The sequence below is a fragment of the Colwellia sp. genome, assembly GCF_013214175.1.
Classification (GTDB): domain Bacteria; phylum Pseudomonadota; class Gammaproteobacteria; order Enterobacterales; family Alteromonadaceae; genus Colwellia.
The window spans coordinates 182859-201507 of record NZ_JABSPA010000003.1 but is presented as its reverse complement, the minus strand read 5'-3'; the positions used below and the strand labels follow the sequence as shown (position 1 = coordinate 201507).

Sequence of the window (18649 nt, the reverse complement as noted above, 5' to 3'; positions counted from 1 at the left end):
AGTAAGTTTGATATTACCGCCAGGGAGGCTTAATAAATAACAATGGTTGAGAGAAAATGGCTGAAATAAAAATCACTCAAAAGCAGAATAATAGTACTGAAATCACCATTAGTGGTGAGCTTACTATTTACTGTGCTATGGATGCTTATCAACAGCACTTTCAGCAACTAAAAGTAAAAGAAATTACATTATTCCAATTTGGAAATATTAGTGAAATTGATACCGCAGGTGTACAACTACTCATTATGCTGATGAAGATAGTCAGCGAACAAAAGAGTAGTTACCAAGTAACTACCTTAGGAGAAGCACTAACCGATTACAGTAACTTATTTCAACTAAATCGCTACTTTATTGACTTTGAAGATTTGACCGAACTGACCTCGGATAATGCCGAGGATAAGCAATGAGCTTAGATGCCATATTACAAACTTTCTTTGTTGAGGCTCAAGAGCATTTAGAGTCAATGGAGAATATGCTGCTAAAAATGGATGAGGGTGAGTGTGATGACGAAATGCTTAATGATATTTTTCGTTCCGCGCACACTATCAAAGGCTCTGCAGGTATATTTGGCTTAGATCATATTGTTAATTTTACTCATGTAGTCGAAAATGTACTCGATCGTGCTAGAGACAAAGAAATCGAAATAGATACAGATTTAATCAACGTTATTTTCAAATGTCGTGATCACATGCAAAGCTTAGTTGGTGTCACACTCGATGAATTTAATGCACAAACGGACCTACAAAAAACAGACAGTGATTTACTTACCGCATTAGCTCCTTGGGCAAGTACAGAAAATATTGAAGCGGTAGAACAAACTTGTACTGGCACGGAAAGCCAACCCGAAAATAAGCTAACTGATGATGGAGGTACTGACAAGCTTTGGCATATTTCCCTTCGTCTATCAACAGACTGCCTTAAAAATGGCATGGATCCCTTATCTTTCATCAAATTTCTTACTAGCCTAGGTGAGATCAAGCATATAGAAACCATTATCGATAACTTCCCTTCTCTTGATAACTTTGATGCTGAAAGCCTTTATTTCGCCTATGAAATAGCACTACAGTCTGACGCTAGCTTAGAAGAAATAGAAAATACCTTTATGTTTGTCCAAGATGACTCTGACATCACCATTTTACCACCCAGTGCAACCATTGAAGACTACCTTGCATTAATTGATAAGCTGCCAGAGGAAAATCAAAGGCTTGGTGATATATTGGTGAAGTGCGGATCACTGGCTAGACACTCTCTCGAGCAGGCTTTAGCTTCACCAAGTGCAGAAAAAACCGTAACGGATCAACCCGACGAGTCACCTGCTGAAGAACGAAAAGATTCCGATGCCACAATAAATGCTGCGTTAACTAAACAGAAGCAAGCTAAAACCCAAGCCCCTGAAGGCAAACAGATTCGTATTGACTCAAGCCGATTAGACCATTTAATTAACCTCATAGGTGAATTAGTCATTAATCAACAACGCATTGAGTTGCTCTCTAAAGACAGTAAAAATCCCCCGCTAATAGAAGCCGTTGACGATTTTGATAATTTTACTAATCAAATCCGTGATGCCGCCTTAAGTTTGAGAATGGTCCCTATTGGTGGCACCTTTCAGCGCTTTAAACGCCTTGTCAGAGATACCTCTCAAGAACTAGGTAAGGAAGTAGAATTAATTATAGATGGCGCAGATACTGAGCTAGATCGCTTGATGGTGGAAAAACTGGGTGATCCACTTACTCATATTGTTCGAAATGCCATGGACCATGGCCTAGAGTCAACAGAAGATCGACAAGCTGCAGGAAAAAACATTAAAGGTCAGCTCAAGCTATCGGCCTACCATGAAGGCGGGCACATTGTTATTGCCATCAGCGATGATGGTAATGGTATTAATAAAGTGCGCATAAGAGAAAAAGCTATCGAAAAAGGTATTATCAATAATGACTCTCAATTGAGCGATAACGAACTATTTCATCTTATATTTCACCCTGGTTTTTCTACCGCTGAAACGGTGACAAACCTATCTGGACGTGGGGTTGGTATGGATGTGGTAAAACGTAATGTCGAAGCATTACAGGGTAGTATTGATATCAGTTCAAAAACCGGTCTTGGTTCAGAGTTTAAAATCCGACTCCCACTGACACTCGCTATTATTGATGGTTTTCACGTAGAAGCTAAAGGCACACACTTTATTATTCCACAAGCGACCATCATAGAATGTATAGATTTGTCCAATCACCAAGACATTAAAGGTCGGCATTGTATTAATTTACGTGGCGATATGATCCCTTATCTAAATATGTCCGAAATATTTAACCTTGCCCCAAGCCAAAAGATGAAAGCTGTCGATCATATGACGAGGCATACCGCTAAAAGAGAGTTAGTTATAGTTCAGTTTGGCAGTGATGTTGCGGGTATCGCTGTCGATAGACTTAATGGCGAAATTCAAACCGTTGTCAAACCATTAGGGCCTATTTTTAAAGCCCTTAAAGGTATAGGTGGCTCTAGCTTACTCGGCAATGGTGAGATAGCTTTTATTTTAGATGTACCACAGTTAATTGAATTAGCTATCGCCAATGAAATAGCCAACAAGATTTCTTACCCTGAGAGTATTAATAGCCCAGATAAATAATCGTACCCGAAAGTTTATTACCAAAAAATGGGTAAAAGTAAAAACAGCAAGTAATAAGCTTTTAAGAAGTAGCTTACTTAACACGTAAGTAAATGATAATTCGGAGGATACAATGGTGGATAAAACCAGCCAGTTCTTAACCTTTACCATTGCAGATGAGCATTTTGGTATGGACTTGCATCAAACGAGAGAGATTATTGAATACGCAGGTATCACGCAGGTGCCATTAATGCCGCAATTTATATCTGGGGTAATAAACCTACGTGGTGAAGTGGTCCCGGTAATCGACTTGAGCGTTCGCTTAGGTCGCCAACCTATTACCATACATAAAAGAACGTGTGTCATCGTCATTGAATTACACTCTAGCGAACAACATTGTGTCTTAGGTTTACTGGCAGATGCCGTCAATGAAGTTATCGATATTTCCGCTAACGATATTGAAGACGCCCCTGCTTTTGGAGCCAAAATAAGAGCTGAATTTATTCAAGGTATAGCCAAAAAAGATGATGAATTTATTGTGCTATTAGATGCTGAAAAAACATTATCGCCGGTGGAATTAGCCCACTTAGTTGAAGCAGAGCTGCAATAAAACAGTCACTAAATATAATTTTGAGAGCAGAGGATAACAACATGTTAGAAAGAATAAGCTTAAAAGCCAAAGTTCTATTTTTGGGACTTCTGGTAGTATTATCACTAGTATTGTTAAGCTGGGAGGCAGTCAATGAACTGTCGAAATTTCGAGATTCAACCGAAAAGAGCTTTATTTTAGTTAAACAAAATGTTGAGATATTAACAGCTTTAACCAATGCTCATGTAATTTTTAAAACTCAAGTGCAAGAATGGAAAAACATCTTAATTCGAGGAAATGATAAAAAACAGTTTGATAAGTATCAAACTAGATTTAAAACAAGCTCTGATAAAGTACAAACATTATTATCTCACGCTATTAAAAAATCCAAAGAGTTATCCCTTGATTCTCAAGCCATAGAGGAAGTTAAACTGGCCCATGAGCAGCTAAAAGTTGCCTACTTAAAAGCCTTGGATAATTTTAATAGTAAAGACCCCTTAACAGGGAAGAAGGTAGATAAAAGTGTCAGTGGTGTTGATAGACCAGCGAGTAAAGGCATGACCGAATTAGCTGAAAATACAGAAAGAGACTTCAAGGAAATAATTGCTGATAATCATATTGCCATGGAGGAAGAGTTTGCTAAAAACAAATCTGCTTTAATCACTTTTTCTTTTATTGAAGGCTTTATTATTTTAGGCTTAATGGTATTTATCTTTAATGATTTATTTAAAACATTAGGTGGTGATCCTCGCTATGCCGCGCATGTTTGTAATCAAGTTGCCAATGGTGACTTAAGTATTGAAATTGAATTAAAGCACAATGATAAAAACTCCCTGCTTTATAGCATCACTAACATGAAAAACCAATTAGCCACCATTATTCACGATGTAAGATCCTCTTCAGAAGCTTTGTCTTCCGCCTCCACAGAAGTAAACTCCACCGCACAAACTATTGCTAAAGGTGCTTCAGTACAAGCTGCCAGTGTTGAAGAGACTTCGGCCTCAATGGAGCAAATGTCTGCTTCCATTTCACAAAATAATGAAAATGCTGGCATTACCAATGGTATGGCGCAACAAGCGTCAAAAGAGGCTACCATTGGTGGCGAAGCCGTATCGGAAACCGTTGATGCCATGCAAAAGATTGCCGAAAAAATAAGTGTTATTGATGATATAGCATACCAGACCAACCTTTTAGCACTTAACGCCGCTATTGAAGCGGGTCGTGCGGGAGATCACGGTAAAGGTTTCGCTGTGGTTGCCTCCGAAGTAAGAAAGCTTGCTGAGCGCAGTCAAATTGCAGCTCAAGAAATTGGCGAATTAGCTAAAGATAGCGTAAAACGTGCCGATTTGGCCGGGAAATCGCTAAAAGAAATGGTACCTTCTATTAATAAAACGGCAGATTTGGTACAAGAAATTGCCGCTGCTTCTTCAGAACAAGCCTCTGGGGTTCATCAAATTAATGAAGCTATTGCTCAAGTAAATCAAACGATGCAACATAATGCCGCCGCTTCTGAAGAGCTCAGTGCAACCTCGGAAGAAATGAATGCTCAAGCATTACAGCTACAAGAATCGGTAAACTATTTTACCTTAGAAGCCTCTCCTCTAGCTAAAGCTATATCATCAAGTAACAGCTCATCAATAAATACTAGTTTAAGTTCGAAACCTAAAAGATCGGCGAGTAAGTTAATTAAAGATGGCAGTAATAGAGATGATGATGATGATAAATTTGTCAGCTATTAAGCTTTATTAGCGATAACACTGAGCTACTAATTACTCACCTCACAGTGGCAATTAGTAGCTCATAAAGGGTTAAGGTTACATAATGCAAGGGTTAACCATAATGAGTACATTGGAAACACTACCTTCTGAGGAGGTTTATACCCTCTTTCAAAAGCTAGTTTATGACAAATTAGGTATTCATTTAGCCAAGCAAAAACGCATGATGCTAGGTCATCGTCTGTTAAATCGCGTTAAACATAGCCAAGTTAATGGCTTCTCTGATTATTTTCGCTTCATTACCAATCCTGAGAATAGTCATGAACTAGAAGTTGCCTTAGAGTTGATGACCACCAATGAAACTTTTTTCTTTCGAGAAGAAAAGCATTTTGAATATTTGGCCAATGCAATCCTGCCAAAGATAAACCCTAACCGAGAGTATAAAGTATGGAGCGCTGCTAGCTCTTCAGGTGAAGAGCCTTACAGTATTGCCATGCTGCTTAATGAACATTGCCCTACGCCTTGGTCAGTTGTCGCATCTGATGTTAACAAGTCAGTATTAGCCCACGCTCGCAAAGGAATATATATTGATGATAGAACTAAATTACTTCCTAAAAAGTACCGACAAACTTATTGCGTTAAAGGCACTGACGAATTTGAAGGTTATATGAGAGTAAAACCTGAATTAAGAAAGCGGCTACACTTTTTCTATTTCAACTTACTTGACAACATGGCCAGTTTAGGAAAATTTGATCTTATCTTTATTCGTAATGTGATGATTTATTTTGATGATAAAACGCGTCAAAAAATAATTAAGGGTCTGCAACAATGTCTAAATAAAGATGGCTATCTCTTTATTAGCCACTCCGAAACCTTACATGGTTTAGAGCATTCATTTGAATTAATAAAACCAGCAATTTATCAACGTACAAGTTAAGCATGGCCAATAAAGTAAAGGTAGTTTATTAGGAGAAGGTCGATGAGCCAAGGTAATAGCGGCATTACTTTACAGCCAGGCGAGGTGTACTTTTCTCAGCAGCAAGAAAGTAAGGCGATTAAACAGTTAAAAACAATTTTAGGCTCTTGTGTGGCGGTTACTATTTGGCATGCAAAGAGTAAAACGGCTGGCATGTGTCACTACTTATTAACACAAGAAGCAGATAACACTAAATCATCACAAGTAATGCAAAAATATCGTTATGGAGACCAAGCTCTGGATTATTTATTAAAAAAAATGGCCTTACTTCACCCATTAGATGAATATGATTTAGCACTTTATGGCGGCAGTAATATGTACCCTAGTTTAACTTCTCCTTCCATTGGCGAAGTTAATGTTAAGTTTGCCGAAAACTGGGCAAAGAAAAACGCGCTAACTATTGGTAAGCAAGATACTTTAGGTCAACATGGTCGTAGTGTTATTTTAGATTTGACGACAGGTAGTATCACCGTTATTAACTATAAAGAAGATAAAGGAGCCTTTAGTGACCATTAAAGTAATGATAGTTGATGACTCAGCTGTGGTCAGGCAAGTTATCTCACAAATACTCAACGACTCAACCGATATTGAGGTTTATGCTGTGGCCAATGACCCAATATTCGCTTACAGTAAAATGCAAAAGCAATGGCCTGAAGTCATAGTGCTCGATATAGAAATGCCGCGTATGGATGGTATATCGTTTTTAAAAAAAATTATGGCTGAGCGTCCAACCCCTGTCGTTATTTGCTCATCTCTCGCTGAAAAAGGCGCTGAACTATCTTTAAATGCATTGGCTGCGGGAGCGGTTGATATTATTACCAAGCCCCAAATGGGCTTAAAGAATTTTTTGGAAGAAGCCGCAGCTCAAATAAAATCTGTTGTCCGCGCCGCTGCAAAGGCAAGATTGCAAAAACCACTTGTTAGTCGGATCATTACTAATACTCAACTCTCTTCACCTGAAATTAACAATATAGAAACTAAATCTATTATTGAGTCGGTTCTGAGCAGCTCAACTTCAGCTGCAGAAACTGACTTAGTATCCATGACTCACACCACAGACAGAGTTATCGCTATTGGCTCATCTACTGGCGGAACTATAGCCCTTGAAAAGATACTTACCGCTCTGCCAGCAACATGCCCTGGCATAGTAGTAGTTCAGCATATGCCCGAGAAATTTACCAAAGCCTTTGCTGATAGACTAAACTCTTTATGTGAGTTAGAAGTTTTAGAAGCCTGCTCTGGTGATAGAATTATTCCTGGTAGAGCTCTTATTGCTCCCGGTGGTAAACACTTACAAGTAAAACGCTCAGGAGCGCAATATATTGCCATAGTTTCAGAAGGTCCTGCCGTAAACAGACACTGCCCTTCGGTTGATGTGTTGTTTAAGTCACTAGCAAACAGTGCTAAACAGAACGCTACTGGCATTATTCTGACAGGGATGGGAAATGATGGCGCTCAAGGCTTACTAACAATGAAAAATGTCGGCAGTAAGACTATGGCTCAAAATGAGAGCTCGAGTGTAGTGTTTGGTATGCCCAAAGAAGCAATAAAACTGGGTGCTGCGCAAATGATTGTTGATTTAAGTGAAATAGCGGAGCTAATTAAGCATTAACTATCAAAATTAAGCTTGCGAGTAAAATAAAACTTATGAGTGACTCTATGAATAAATTAAATGTATTAGTGGTTGATGACAGTAATGTACAACGAAACCATGTAATGAATATGTGTCTAGAGCAAGGTGTTGATAACGTTGTTGGTGCCATCAATGGCGTGGATGCCATTGATAAATTATCAGAGGAGAAGTTTGATCTCGTTTTCATCGACTTAGAAATGCCAATAATGGATGGTGTTGAATTATCACGAAAAATTGCTAAAAATAAATTGGCACCATCGGTAATAATTTTAAGCTCAAAAGATCCGTCTTTAATTTCGAGTATTGGCACCATGGCTGAATCTGACGGATTAATTGTCCTAGGTACATTTAAAAAGCCTATGCAAATTAATGACCTAGTTAATAGCTTGAATAGACTAAAAACTCATACCAATAGTAATGAAACTCATAAGATATATAATAGGTTAGTAATTGATGACTTAATAAGTGGTATAAAAGAGCAACAAATCACCTTGTTTTATCAACCAAAATTGACCTGCAAAGGCCTATTACTCAAAGGTGTAGAGGCCTTAGCTCGTTGGAATCATCCCAAACTAGGTTTCGTATCTCCGGTAGAGTTTATTACTGCCGCGGAGGAATTTGGTATTATTTCTGAGTTAACTCATTATTTATTTGATATCGCGCTTAAGCAAAAAGTACAGTGGCGAGATCATGGCATCAACTTTCATCTCGCTTTCAATCTATCACCACTATCTCTAGCAGATAATGACCTTGCTGAAAAAATATCCAGTCAAGTTGCACTCCATAATATTGAACCAAAGGAAATTGTCCTAGAGGTAACTGAAAATGCTATTTGTGGCGAAATATCAACTGCGATAGAAACGCTAGCGAAGTTAAGATTAAAAGGTTTTAAACTGGCAATTGATGACTACGGTACTGGCTTTGCAAATGCTCAGCAGTTATCTCGAGTACCCGCCACCGAGTTAAAACTAGATCGTATTTTAGTCGATAATGTTGCCACTAGGCCGCAGCAATTAGCCATATTAAAAAGCACAGTCAATCTTGCTAAAGATTTAGGTTTAACAACAGTAGCCGAAGGGGTTGAAAATTTTGATGACTTTAAGTTACTTTTTCAATTGAATGTAGACTTAATACAAGGATATTACTTTGCTAAACCTATGCCCCCTGAAAAGTTAATTCATTGGCTACAAGTTGACTTAGCTAAAATACGCCAAGATTTACATGAAAAACAAGCTCAGGAGAGTAATCATTAGAACTATCACCTTGAACTGATAACATTATAATCCCATAAATATCATAGCTATTATGCAATATGCCTATTAGAACTTATCCAATGTAATTGTTTTTTCAAGGTATTACAGTTAAAAGGCTTTACCATAAACCCCGTTACCTCACCGGCAATAAGTGCCATTATTTTGGCCTTATCATCTTCACAAGACACCATTAACACAGGCAAGTTATGGAGTTTTTTATCTTCTCTTATTTTACTTAGCAACTGTTCGCCATCTAAATTAGGCATATGTAAGTCGGTAATTAACAAATCATAATCATTTAAGCGCAACATTTTCAGCGCATGCAAGCCACAGCTGGCTTCATCTGGGTCGCTATGGCCTAAACTAGTTAGCATATGCAGCATAACTTGGCGCATTGATGGCATGTCATCAACAACTAATATTTTCATCTTGTTAAATCCCTTTGGTTAAAGACTTACATATTAAGTAAAGGTCTAACTAAAAATTATAGCGTCACATGGCTGCTTTTCCACTGCATCAATAATATGCTCTTTTATCCCTCATATATTTAGACATAAAGACTAGTTAACCAATCTTTATGTAAAGTAAGCTTGACTTAAATTCCATTACAGCTAGAATAAAGTCAAATAAACTTTACATATACCTTCATATATAAATAAAGAGAGTTTACTTATGTCAAAACAAGAATGTGAAAATAACAGTTACCAATCAAAAAATAATGCCAATACCATTACTTTAAGAAATTGGACTTTTGCTTGGGTGATCACCATGGCAATAGCTGCGTTCGCTCCAAAGTTTATTTGGGACTTCAACACAGCTTTAACAATTACTGCCATGTTAATTAATCTAGCCGTTGGCTTTCGAATGTTAATAGCCAATAGAACCTATTTACGGGATCTAGATGAGATGCAACAAAAGATTCTGCTTGAAGCCATGGCGTTAGCGTTAGGCGTGGGCTTAGTTGTCGGCCTAAGTTATGAGTTATTAGAAGACATCAAGTTGATCACTTACCAACCAGAAATACCCCATGTGGTTATCTTGATGGGCATTACCTACCTAATTGCTGTATTTTCTGGCTACAGGAAGTATCAATGAAAAATCGCTTAAAGGTGTTACGTGCAGAGCGTGACTGGACACAAGCTCAACTTGCTAGTGCCTTGGAAGTATCGAGACAAACTATTAATGCTATTGAAAAAGGTAAGTTTGCTCCTAGTTTACCCTTAGCATTTAAAGCGGCAAGGCTGTTTAACTTAGCCATAGAAGATATTTTTCAAGACGAAGTTGAAACAGTTTAAGGCGGTATTAGATAAAACATAGGAGTCGCGTTAATATAACCTGTAGAGATATTACTTTAACGCGACTGTTTGCTAGTTATTAACTTGTTAACGGCTACTATTTAAAACTTGGCAGCGACAGTGAACTGCATAACTTCATTTGTTGTTGGATGCTTAATTTTTAACATTTCGGCATGTAAGTGTAATCGATTCGCTTTAGAGCCATATAAATCATCACCGACAATTGGCGTATTAAAGCCTAGGTGATGAGCACAATGCACTCGAAGTTGATGTGTTCGACCTGTTTTAGGGTATAGATGAATCCTAGTTAACCTTTGCTCACCTTGCTGTTCAAAAGCAATACGCTGCCACCTTGTTTGTGCTTCTTTACCCGTATCAAAACAAACCATTTGTCTTGGCCTATCATCAAAATCACCCGCTAGAGGTAAACTAATTACCCCTTCTTCATTGTCTACTAACTGCTTTGGGCAAGCAGATAATAAAGCAACATATCTCTTTTCTACAGTGCGTTTGATAAACTGCTGTTGTAAATTCTTATGAGCTTGCTTAGTTAGCGCAATGACCATCAAACCAGAGGTCGACATGTCAAGACGGTGCACAATAAGTGGCCCGCTTGCTTTAGGGAAGAGTAACTTCATTCGGCTATGAACACAGTCACTAATACTTTTACCTGGAACCGACAAAAGTTCACTGGGTTTATCAATCACCGCCATCACATCATCTTGATAGATAATTTCTACGTTTTTTTCTTCTGATAAGCTCTTCAACAGTGGATTATCATCAATAAGCATACCGCTGAGCATATGCGTTAAAATGGGCTGGCACTTGCCAATACAGGCGGTGTAGAAGTTTTTATGCTGCCTTACTTCAGATTTAGGAGATTTACCCCACCAAAACTCAGCTAAGGCAATAGGTTTCATGGACATTTTAAAAGCGTATTGTAGTAATTTAGGAGCGGCACAATCACCTGCTCCTGCTGGCGGCACACCATATTTGTGATGAAAAGCCGTATCAATGAATAAATCTGTTAAATTCTTCACATCTTGCTTAATGTTTAGAAAACGATATTGCTCAAACAGTTTCTGCTGTAATGAGTTTGATAATAAGGATCTTTGCTCTTTAATCGAAGCAATTACATCAAGTAAAGTATCTACCCCTTGTTGAGCTTTTATAAGCTTTTCTTGCCAAGAAAGTTTCAAATATTTCAATTCATTTTTATCCGCAACACTTTCTTTTGCCAATTTATCTTTTAGCAGAGTAAATTCGGCATCTGATAGTGACGTCGCAGCTAAGTTACGTTGTGATTTTCTTGCTTTTTTTTGTACCGAATTCTTACTTTGTAATTGACTAAAATCGTCATTCGCTGCAGATGTTATATCTGCTAGAGCCTTTTGCTTTACGGCAATATCTGGATTAGCTTCTAACAAAGTAAGTTGAGCGTTAAGGTCATTTATTACCTTTTGCTCTATTTTAAAACACTCGGTATTGATTGAATCATCTACCGGTGGCACAAAATGAGTTAAATCATTATTATCCGCCAATTTACCTGAAAATCCTGAAAGGTAGCCTAGTTCCCCTTGAGAATTTTCAACTAAAAGTACGCCAAACATTTTGCCACTTTGGCTAAAATCATGCTGCAATGATTTTTTCTGATCTAGGCTGACTTCCAGCTCTTCTGCCGCTAATAAACACAAAGGGTGAGGCTGATAGTAAAATGGGAAAGTGAAACGTTCGGGTAAATTATAAGAATCAATAGAAGACTTAAAACGAGTAAAACAAGGATCAATTATTTGCATAGATAACGCTCAAAACAATTACAATAAAGGTATGACACAAAAAAATGGACTTACCAGTAAGACTGATTTCAATTCAACATTAGTCAAGCGAATCAAAATATATAAAAGCTATTTTAATCGTTTGTCACCTTGAGAACAATGGATAAAAATTCATGGTCATTCCTTGCTTTACATTGATTAATTTAAAATATCCCCCATTTAAAGCAGTATAAATTTTATAACTCCTCATATTATGCGCTTACTTAAATCAACTATTCATCCAGATGTTACCCCTATTGCTCTTAGCTCCTCTGATAAGCAACACTTTATTCGTAAAGCCACCAGAGCCATAGTGCTTAATGGTGACAATATATTGCTACTTTATACTAAGCGATATCACGACTATAGCTTACCCGGTGGTGGCATAGATAAAGGCGAAAGTAATATCGACGGTCTAGTTCGTGAGCTTAAAGAAGAAACTGGCGCACATAATGTCAAAAATATTGTCGATTTTGGCCTCTATGAGGAGTTCAGGCCATGGCATAAAGATAACTTTGATATTGTGCATATGCAGTCTTATTGCTATACCTGCACCATTGATGATGAATTACTTGAGCCTGAACTTGAAGACCATGAGCTGAATAATGGTATGCACCCCGTATGGATGAATATCCATCAGGCCATAGCTCACAATGAAGAAACTATTGCTAAAAGTGATAAGAAAGGTCTCTCGATAGAACGTGAAACCTTTTTATTAAAGCTTATTGTCAGTGAATTATTAAAGCAATCATTACCTGCTTAAGTACCTGCTTAGTTACCGGATTAACTATCAGATTAATTGCCGGCTTAGTTACCGCCAAAGAGAACATCTTGCTGGTTATCTACCCACAACGGATGTTTTGCCATAACTTTGGTAAAGACCGGGCTCTGCAAATAATTATTTAGCCATTGCCTTACCCTTGGGTAAGGTGATTGCAAATACCACTGACGCTCTATTCGAGCAAATTGTCGAATAAAAGGCATTAAAGCAATATCAGCTAAACTTTCTTTATCTGAAATTAAACAAGAATGCTTAGTTAGACGCTGCTCTAATTGATTTATATATTGCTGACAAGCTTCGCGGCACTGAACAATATCATCTTCTTGATAGCGTTTCGCGCATTTATAGGCTTCTAAGCAAGTTTTAAAGCCGGTATCAAATTCATTAATGAGTAATAGCATTTCAGCTAATGCGCCCTCTTCCTGACAAGGTTTCTGATCACCATTGTGTCTTTGTAATAAATCAGCTGGATCTGTTTGCTGCAAAGCCCATAACATAACCTCTAAACTTTCTTCTATAACTGTGCCATTTGTCAATACTAATACTGGTACTGTAGCTTTCGGCGATACCGCTATCATTTCTCCAGGCTTATTACTTAATACTAAATCTCGTAATAATACCGTCTGCTTCGCTTTAAAAATAGCTAACCTGGCGCGCATGGCATATGGACAATTTCTTAACGAGTAAAGGATAGGTAAGGTACTCGTGTCATTAACATTTTTATTAAAACTTACCTTCATTGATAGCTATTTCCCCATGCTGATATTATTAATAGTCTTCATTATCATAATAAATAAGCGGCTTAAACAGTATTCATTGGCCCATTATACGAGTAAAATCCCCCCTTTGAAATTTAACCGCCGTGTAAATGGCTAAAGTTGTAGTAAATGAGTCCTAAAATAGAATTATTAGCCCCCGGTGGTGATATAGATGCGATAAAAGCGGCAATTATTGCTGGCGCAGATGCGGTGTACTGTGGTTTAGATACTTTTAATGCCAGAAACCGCGCAGCTAATATTTCTTTTGATGAACTCGTCCGTATTATTAGGCTCGCACACCAGTATGACTGCCAGATATTCTTAACGCTTAATATAATTATTCTCGAGCGAGAATTTAAAACCCTCGCTAAGTTATTAAGTAAATTGGCAAACACCACATTAGATGGCGTAATTGTGCAAGATTTAGGCATGCTTTATATCCTTAAAAAGCACTTCCCTACCCTAGATATTCACGCATCAACCCAGTTAACTACCCATAACATTGGTCAAATCCCATTTTTGAAAAAGCTGGGCGCCTCGCGTGTTAATTTATCGCGTGAATTAAACTTAAAAGAAATCACCGCGATTACTAAAGTATCACAGAAAGAAAACGTGCTTACTGAAGTATTTGTCCATGGCTCATTATGTGTCGCTTTTTCTGGTTTATGTTATTCAACCTCTGCCAGTGTTGGGAATTCAGGTAATCGAGGCCGTTGTAGCCAAGCTTGTCGTGAAGAATATAAACCTACCGAATCAGGTAATAAATTCCCATTAAATATTAAAGACAACTCAGCCTTTTTTGATTTACCGGCACTGATAGAAGCGGGTGTTCATTCATTTAAAGTGGAAGGTCGTATCAAGGGCGCAAGCTATGTACATACCGTTATTGATAGTTTCCGTAAACAAATAGATGGTTTTGTTGCGACAGGTGAATTACTTGAAGACGGCGAGCGACTTTATAAAGTATTTAATCGTGACTTCTCTAATGCGTTTTTACGTGGTGATTTAAACCAATCGATGTTTATTGAAAACCCCCGTGATAATTCCAAATATTACGCTATAGATAAAAGTAACGCTATCTCTGTGGTGCAAATACAAGACGTTGAACAGAAACTAAGTGATGAAAAAGAAAAAATACACGCGGATGTATTTGATAAAATAAAACACATTAGTATTGAAAAACGTACTCTTTCACTAGTATTCTCAGGTGAAATAGGCAAACCTTTAACCGTTTCCATCCAAATTAATGAAGCGGCAAGTACTGGCTTTGCAGAGCAAGTTACGCCAGAGAAAACGCATGTTATGCACTCTGAACGGTCACTTATCGCCAGTGAAAAGAATTGCATTGACCATAGCGCTATTGAAAAACGTTTTAAAAGCTTTAACAACGCAGAGTTTAACTTAAACGAATTAAATACAGACGCTATACCACAAGGTGTCACCATTCCTTTTAAAGAGCTTACTGCCCTTAAGAATAAGATAGCAGCCTTACTCAATGACGGTACTCCAGTAATAACTGAAGTAGAGCTACCAAAGCTAGTACGACATGCGAAAAAAGATGAGAACGCTAAATTATCACTATTAATATCTGACGAGAGCGACATCAACCTTAGCGATGTAACTGATGCTGATATTTACTTTAAACTGCCTGATGCTTATAAACGTGGCTGCACTAAATACGTTGGCTTTTTCCAAGCGAACCCAGGTCTTATCCCTTGGTTCCCATCGGTATTAATTGGTAAAGATTATGATGTAGCGGTTAATATTTTAGAACAAGTAAAACCTAAGTTAATTGTCACCAATAATACCGGTATTGCCAATAGAGCGTTTGAATTAGGCATTGAATGGATTGCAGGACCTTTCTTAAATACCACCAATTCTTATGCACTATTAGCGATGAAAGAAAGCTTTAATTGTAGCGGCGCCTTTATTTCCAATGAAATTAACCGTCAACAGATGAAGACTATTGCTCGTCCTGAGAACTTTAAAATGCTCTACAGCGTTTACCACCCAATTTTATTAATGACCAGCAGACAGTGTTTCTTCCAACAAAGTGTTGGTTGTGAAAAACCTCGCATTGATAATGGCTGTATGCTTTCTTGCGATAAATCGACCAGCATCACCAACCTCAAAGGCGTTTCTTTTGCTATTGATAAGCAAAAAGCTGGCTACCCAAGTATTTATAATAACGATCAATTTTTAAATACCGAAATAATCAAAGATTTAACACAATTATTTGATGGCTTTATGATTGATTTAACCAATATTGGTGCTGGCGATAAAGAGTCTCCTGACAAAGCGGCCCTTATTGAGCATTTTGAACTGTTACTTAAACACGGTAAGAGCGAGTCATTTGGCAATTCCATTGAACTATCAAGTGAGCAAGTAAGTGCACAAGACGCACTTAATTCCCTCGTACCTGAGTCAACCAATGTGCAATACCATAACGGCCTTTAACCTCCTGAAGGTTCGTTGATGGTTTGTCTTTGATAGGATTTACTTTACAGCGGTAAATAATAAATAACGATCAGACTAATGCCTAGTTCAAAGGCTGACATTTTTGCCAGAGTAACTAACGACTAACCGTTAGCTACTCTGTGATACTAGGCTGCGTTGGTAGCTCGGTGATAATCATTCTTTGATGATAACTATTATTTGATGATAATTACTCTGTAACTTACCAAAATAAGCGACAAAGCCCATTACAGATCAAACGTTCTAAAGACAGTTAGTAGCCGTGTGCTCTCGCCATAAGTTTCTATATCTGTTCCCTCAACACCTAAAGAAAAATCATATCCCTTTAAATGCTACTGGCCTGTTACTCGCCAGTGAATATAGTCTTTGTAATTAGTCTCCCATGACCATCTATCTTCATCTAGGCTGGTAGAAATATCAGTGCTAGCAACAATAGAAAAGTCATCTGATATAGGAAAGGTCTAAGTAAACATAGTAATAACGTGACCCGCACCAGTACCGATACCAGTACAAAAATAAATTTATTCGCTCACTTAGCTATTACAAAACTGCACAACTATAGGCCCACAGCTAAAAACGATAAGGATGTAATAATTATCTAGCCTAGTCACTAGGGCCGATATTCGTTATAAATGTCGATAAGCTATTAAATAACTTTTATTAAAAATAGTTTGCAAAATGAGTGATTTATACCACGCTTATAATTAATTCACTTTTGACTGCAATTAAACCTCTCAAGTGCTTCATTAATAAGGAGTGAAACTCAAAGATGATTACTTTATATGACAAGTACGGTGGCTTTGACACCTTTAGTATGGTGGTAGGAAATTTTTATCAAAAAATATTAGATAGTGAAGAGCTATCACCCTACTTTGAAAAAGTGAATATGGAAAGGCTGATGTCCCACCAAACACAATTTATTGCCACGGCCTTAGGTGGGCCAGACAAGTATGAAAGTGTTGACTTAAAAATCGTTCATGCTCCTTATAAAATAACTGTGCCACACTTTAATCAAGTAGTAGAGTTACTGGAAGAATCGTTGGATGAGGCTAGCATTGAGCAAGAAGATATTCGCAGTATTATCACCTTAATAGCAGGATTAATGGATAAAATTGCTGTAAATGAATAACCAAATCAACCTGCCACCATTGCAACTTTTACCTGAATTACTGGCTAATTTAGATATTGGTTTATTGCTTTGTGATATCGATGATCTCAAAATCATTGAATATAACCAGACTTTTGCCACTTGGTTTAATGAGATCCCCTGCTCCGAGACTCTAAAAGACTTATTTGAACAAGAAATGATAAAGCGGGTAAATAACGCTATTTTAAAGCAACGTACCTACAGGTTTAAGCTTGAGTTGACCATTGGCCATCGAGTAGAGTGTCTCGATTTAAGTTGTAAAATAACGCTTATTAACGAAAAAAACTATGTTCTTATTCAAGGAGTGGTGAATAGTACCCAATTACAAATGGCTAAAATGATAAAAGAATACAGCCTATTATCCGCTAAAAGTAAAAGACTTATGGAGCAAGCAATAAAGAAAGCTGAAACAGCCAACAATGCTAAAACCATGTTCATTGCGTCAATGAGTCACGAACTTAGAACACCTATGAACGGTATTTTAGGCATGGTACAACAATTAAATAAAACGTCACTAACAGAACAACAGGATTTTTTACTCGAAACCATTGGAAGATCGGGTGATCAACTTTTAGCTATAATAAATCAAGTACTGGATTTTTCAAAAATAGAAGCTCATAAAGTCGAGCTACACCCGTGTACAACCAACGTCAAGCATTTACTATTAGATGCCATAAGCGTCTGCCGTGGCGGCGTAGAAACGAGATCTGATTTAATTATTGAAACCGTATTTTCCGAACAAGATATTCCACTAGTACTTGTTGATGATATTCGCTTAAAGCAAGTACTCATTAATTTAGTCAATAATGCGATTAAATTCACCAAAGAGGGGTGTGTACAGCTTGAGTTAAACACTATTTCGTTAAGTGATAATAAATGTGAACTCAAATTTTCTATTACTGATACGGGCATAGGTATTTCTGAGAATAAAATTAATACATTATTTAAACCCTTTACTCAGCATGATTCATCAACAACAAAAGAATATGGCGGTACGGGCTTAGGTTTAACCATCAGCAGTGAACTTATTAAGTTGATGGACAGTAAAATTGAGGTGCAAAGCTGCTTAGGTGAAGGTAGTGTTTTTAGCTTTAACTTATCTCTGCCGATTAGCGAACAACAAGATACACCTGCGTCAATAGACTCATCACCTGCTAAGCCTATTTCCATGAAAAATAAAACCGTACTGATTGTTGATGATAACCGGATAAACCGCAAAATTGTCGCAATGGCACTGGATAATTCTCAAGCAAATATTATCGAGGCTGAAAATGGCGAAGAGGCGGTAAAACAGTTTATAAATAATAAGATTGACCTTATTCTAATGGATTGCTTAATGCCTGTTATGGACGGATTTGAAGCGACTAAACAAATAAGAAAGTTAGAAACTGGTCAACAACATACCCTCATATTTGCGCTATCCGCAAGTGCCTCGAGTGAAATTGGTGAGCGCAGTATTGACGCTGGTATGGATAGTATGATGTTAAAGCCGTTTAAGTTCGATGAATTACTTAATAAAATAGCACAAAGCTTGGCTTAACTTGGTTTGGTTTGGTTTGCCAGCCTACGCCTACGTAAAAATCACCTAAGCCAGTGCCGCTACTTACCATA

17 protein-coding genes are annotated in these 18649 nt (G+C 37.6%); 14 read left to right on the top strand and 3 right to left on the bottom strand.

Annotated elements, in window-relative coordinates:
* Window positions 1-56 precede the first annotated feature (56 nt).
* The 8 genes from HRT55_RS09385 to HRT55_RS09350 all read left to right on the top strand — a co-directional run bounded on the left by HRT55_RS09385 (window position 57) and on the right by HRT55_RS09350 (window position 8768).
* Window positions 57-407: a hypothetical protein gene (locus HRT55_RS09385; protein WP_291620740.1), complete on the top strand. Its 351-nt coding sequence runs from the start codon at window positions 57-59 to the stop codon at window positions 405-407.
* Window positions 404-2623 (top strand): chemotaxis protein CheA, encoded by a 2220-nt coding sequence (locus HRT55_RS09380; protein WP_291620738.1) that lies wholly within the window; start codon window positions 404-406, stop codon window positions 2621-2623. The genes HRT55_RS09385 and HRT55_RS09380 overlap by 4 nt, the downstream gene beginning before the upstream one ends.
* A 112-nt stretch (window positions 2624-2735) precedes the next feature.
* The gene (locus HRT55_RS09375) at window positions 2736-3212 is read left to right on the top strand and encodes a chemotaxis protein CheW (protein ID WP_291620736.1); all 477 of its coding nucleotides are present in this window, start codon (window positions 2736-2738) and stop codon (window positions 3210-3212) included.
* Window positions 3213-3253: 41 nt separating this feature from the next.
* A complete protein-coding gene (locus HRT55_RS09370; RefSeq protein ID WP_291620734.1) occupies window positions 3254-4930 on the top strand; it encodes a methyl-accepting chemotaxis protein in 1677 nt (558 codons plus the stop codon).
* Window positions 4931-5030: 100 nt separating this feature from the next.
* The gene (locus HRT55_RS09365; protein ID WP_291620732.1) at window positions 5031-5843 is read left to right on the top strand and encodes a CheR family methyltransferase; all 813 of its coding nucleotides are present in this window, start codon (window positions 5031-5033) and stop codon (window positions 5841-5843) included.
* Window positions 5844-5885: 42 nt separating this feature from the next.
* Window positions 5886-6398: a chemotaxis protein CheD gene (locus HRT55_RS09360; RefSeq protein ID WP_291620730.1), complete on the top strand. Its 513-nt coding sequence runs from the start codon at window positions 5886-5888 to the stop codon at window positions 6396-6398.
* The gene (locus HRT55_RS09355; protein ID WP_367241207.1) at window positions 6388-7494 is read left to right on the top strand and encodes a chemotaxis response regulator protein-glutamate methylesterase; all 1107 of its coding nucleotides are present in this window, start codon (window positions 6388-6390) and stop codon (window positions 7492-7494) included. The genes HRT55_RS09360 and HRT55_RS09355 overlap by 11 nt, the downstream gene beginning before the upstream one ends.
* Window positions 7495-7541: 47 nt before the next feature.
* Window positions 7542-8768: an EAL domain-containing protein gene (locus tag HRT55_RS09350; protein WP_291620728.1), complete on the top strand. Its 1227-nt coding sequence runs from the start codon at window positions 7542-7544 to the stop codon at window positions 8766-8768.
* A 50-nt stretch (window positions 8769-8818) separates the two neighbouring features.
* Here HRT55_RS09350 and HRT55_RS09345 read toward each other — a convergent pair whose 3' ends face one another.
* Window positions 8819-9196 (bottom strand): response regulator, encoded by a 378-nt coding sequence (locus HRT55_RS09345; RefSeq protein WP_291620726.1) that lies wholly within the window; start codon window positions 9194-9196, stop codon window positions 8819-8821.
* A gap of 244 nt (window positions 9197-9440) precedes the next feature.
* Between HRT55_RS09345 and HRT55_RS09340 the strand changes: the two genes are divergently transcribed.
* Together HRT55_RS09340 and HRT55_RS09335 are read left to right on the top strand one after the other, a co-directional pair.
* Entirely contained in the window at window positions 9441-9863 is a 423-nt protein-coding gene (locus HRT55_RS09340) for a hypothetical protein (RefSeq protein WP_291620725.1), read from the top strand.
* Window positions 9860-10063: a helix-turn-helix transcriptional regulator gene (locus tag HRT55_RS09335; RefSeq protein ID WP_291620724.1), complete on the top strand. Its 204-nt coding sequence runs from the start codon at window positions 9860-9862 to the stop codon at window positions 10061-10063. Before HRT55_RS09340 ends, HRT55_RS09335 begins: the two co-directional genes overlap by 4 nt.
* Before the next feature lie 101 nt (window positions 10064-10164).
* Here HRT55_RS09335 and HRT55_RS09330 read toward each other — a convergent pair whose 3' ends face one another.
* Window positions 10165-11859, bottom strand: a complete 1695-nt coding sequence (locus tag HRT55_RS09330; RefSeq protein WP_291620723.1) for a pseudouridine synthase — start codon at window positions 11857-11859, stop codon at window positions 10165-10167.
* Window positions 11860-12091: 232 nt separating this feature from the next.
* Here HRT55_RS09330 and HRT55_RS09325 point away from each other — a divergent pair, with 232 nt between their 5' ends.
* The gene (locus HRT55_RS09325) at window positions 12092-12640 is read left to right on the top strand and encodes an NUDIX hydrolase (protein WP_291620722.1); all 549 of its coding nucleotides are present in this window, start codon (window positions 12092-12094) and stop codon (window positions 12638-12640) included.
* Window positions 12641-12684: 44 nt separating this feature from the next.
* On the opposite strand, the gene HRT55_RS09320 is transcribed toward HRT55_RS09325, so the two are convergent.
* A complete protein-coding gene (locus HRT55_RS09320) occupies window positions 12685-13398 on the bottom strand; it encodes a glutathione S-transferase (RefSeq protein WP_291620721.1) in 714 nt (237 codons plus the stop codon).
* Between the two features lie 147 nt (window positions 13399-13545).
* Between HRT55_RS09320 and HRT55_RS09315 the strand changes: the two genes are divergently transcribed.
* The 3 genes from HRT55_RS09315 to HRT55_RS09305 all read left to right on the top strand — a co-directional run bounded on the left by HRT55_RS09315 (window position 13546) and on the right by HRT55_RS09305 (window position 18578).
* Window positions 13546-15873, top strand: a complete 2328-nt coding sequence (locus HRT55_RS09315; RefSeq protein WP_291620720.1) for a peptidase U32 family protein — start codon at window positions 13546-13548, stop codon at window positions 15871-15873.
* A gap of 787 nt (window positions 15874-16660) precedes the next feature.
* Entirely contained in the window at window positions 16661-17020 is a 360-nt protein-coding gene (locus tag HRT55_RS09310; RefSeq protein WP_291620719.1) for a group 1 truncated hemoglobin, read from the top strand.
* On the top strand, window positions 17013-18578 hold the full coding sequence (locus HRT55_RS09305; RefSeq protein ID WP_291620718.1) for an ATP-binding protein: 1566 nt from the start codon (window positions 17013-17015) through the stop codon (window positions 18576-18578). Before HRT55_RS09310 ends, HRT55_RS09305 begins: the two co-directional genes overlap by 8 nt.
* Window positions 18579-18649 lie beyond the last annotated feature (71 nt).

Excerpts from the sequence above, each read along its gene's own strand:
- HRT55_RS09385 (WP_291620740.1), top strand. The coding sequence starts at position 57 with ATGGCTGAAATAAAAATCACTCAAAAGCAGAATAATAGTACTGAAATC.
- HRT55_RS09380 (WP_291620738.1), top strand. The coding sequence starts at position 404 with ATGAGCTTAGATGCCATATTACAAACTTTCTTTGTTGAGGCTCAAGAG.
- HRT55_RS09375 (WP_291620736.1), top strand. The coding sequence starts at position 2,736 with ATGGTGGATAAAACCAGCCAGTTCTTAACCTTTACCATTGCAGATGAG.
- HRT55_RS09370 (WP_291620734.1), top strand. The coding sequence starts at position 3,254 with ATGTTAGAAAGAATAAGCTTAAAAGCCAAAGTTCTATTTTTGGGACTT.
- HRT55_RS09365 (WP_291620732.1), top strand. The coding sequence starts at position 5,031 with ATGAGTACATTGGAAACACTACCTTCTGAGGAGGTTTATACCCTCTTT.
- HRT55_RS09360 (WP_291620730.1), top strand. The coding sequence starts at position 5,886 with ATGAGCCAAGGTAATAGCGGCATTACTTTACAGCCAGGCGAGGTGTAC.
- HRT55_RS09350 (WP_291620728.1), top strand. The coding sequence starts at position 7,542 with ATGAATAAATTAAATGTATTAGTGGTTGATGACAGTAATGTACAACGA.
- HRT55_RS09345 (WP_291620726.1), bottom strand. The coding sequence starts at position 9,196 with ATGAAAATATTAGTTGTTGATGACATGCCATCAATGCGCCAAGTTATG.
- HRT55_RS09340 (WP_291620725.1), top strand. The coding sequence starts at position 9,441 with ATGTCAAAACAAGAATGTGAAAATAACAGTTACCAATCAAAAAATAAT.
- HRT55_RS09335 (WP_291620724.1), top strand. The coding sequence starts at position 9,860 with ATGAAAAATCGCTTAAAGGTGTTACGTGCAGAGCGTGACTGGACACAA.
- HRT55_RS09330 (WP_291620723.1), bottom strand. The coding sequence starts at position 11,859 with ATGCAAATAATTGATCCTTGTTTTACTCGTTTTAAGTCTTCTATTGAT.
- HRT55_RS09325 (WP_291620722.1), top strand. The coding sequence starts at position 12,092 with ATGCGCTTACTTAAATCAACTATTCATCCAGATGTTACCCCTATTGCT.
- HRT55_RS09320 (WP_291620721.1), bottom strand. The coding sequence starts at position 13,398 with ATGAAGGTAAGTTTTAATAAAAATGTTAATGACACGAGTACCTTACCT.
- HRT55_RS09315 (WP_291620720.1), top strand. The coding sequence starts at position 13,546 with ATGAGTCCTAAAATAGAATTATTAGCCCCCGGTGGTGATATAGATGCG.
- HRT55_RS09310 (WP_291620719.1), top strand. The coding sequence starts at position 16,661 with ATGATTACTTTATATGACAAGTACGGTGGCTTTGACACCTTTAGTATG.
- HRT55_RS09305 (WP_291620718.1), top strand. The coding sequence starts at position 17,013 with ATGAATAACCAAATCAACCTGCCACCATTGCAACTTTTACCTGAATTA.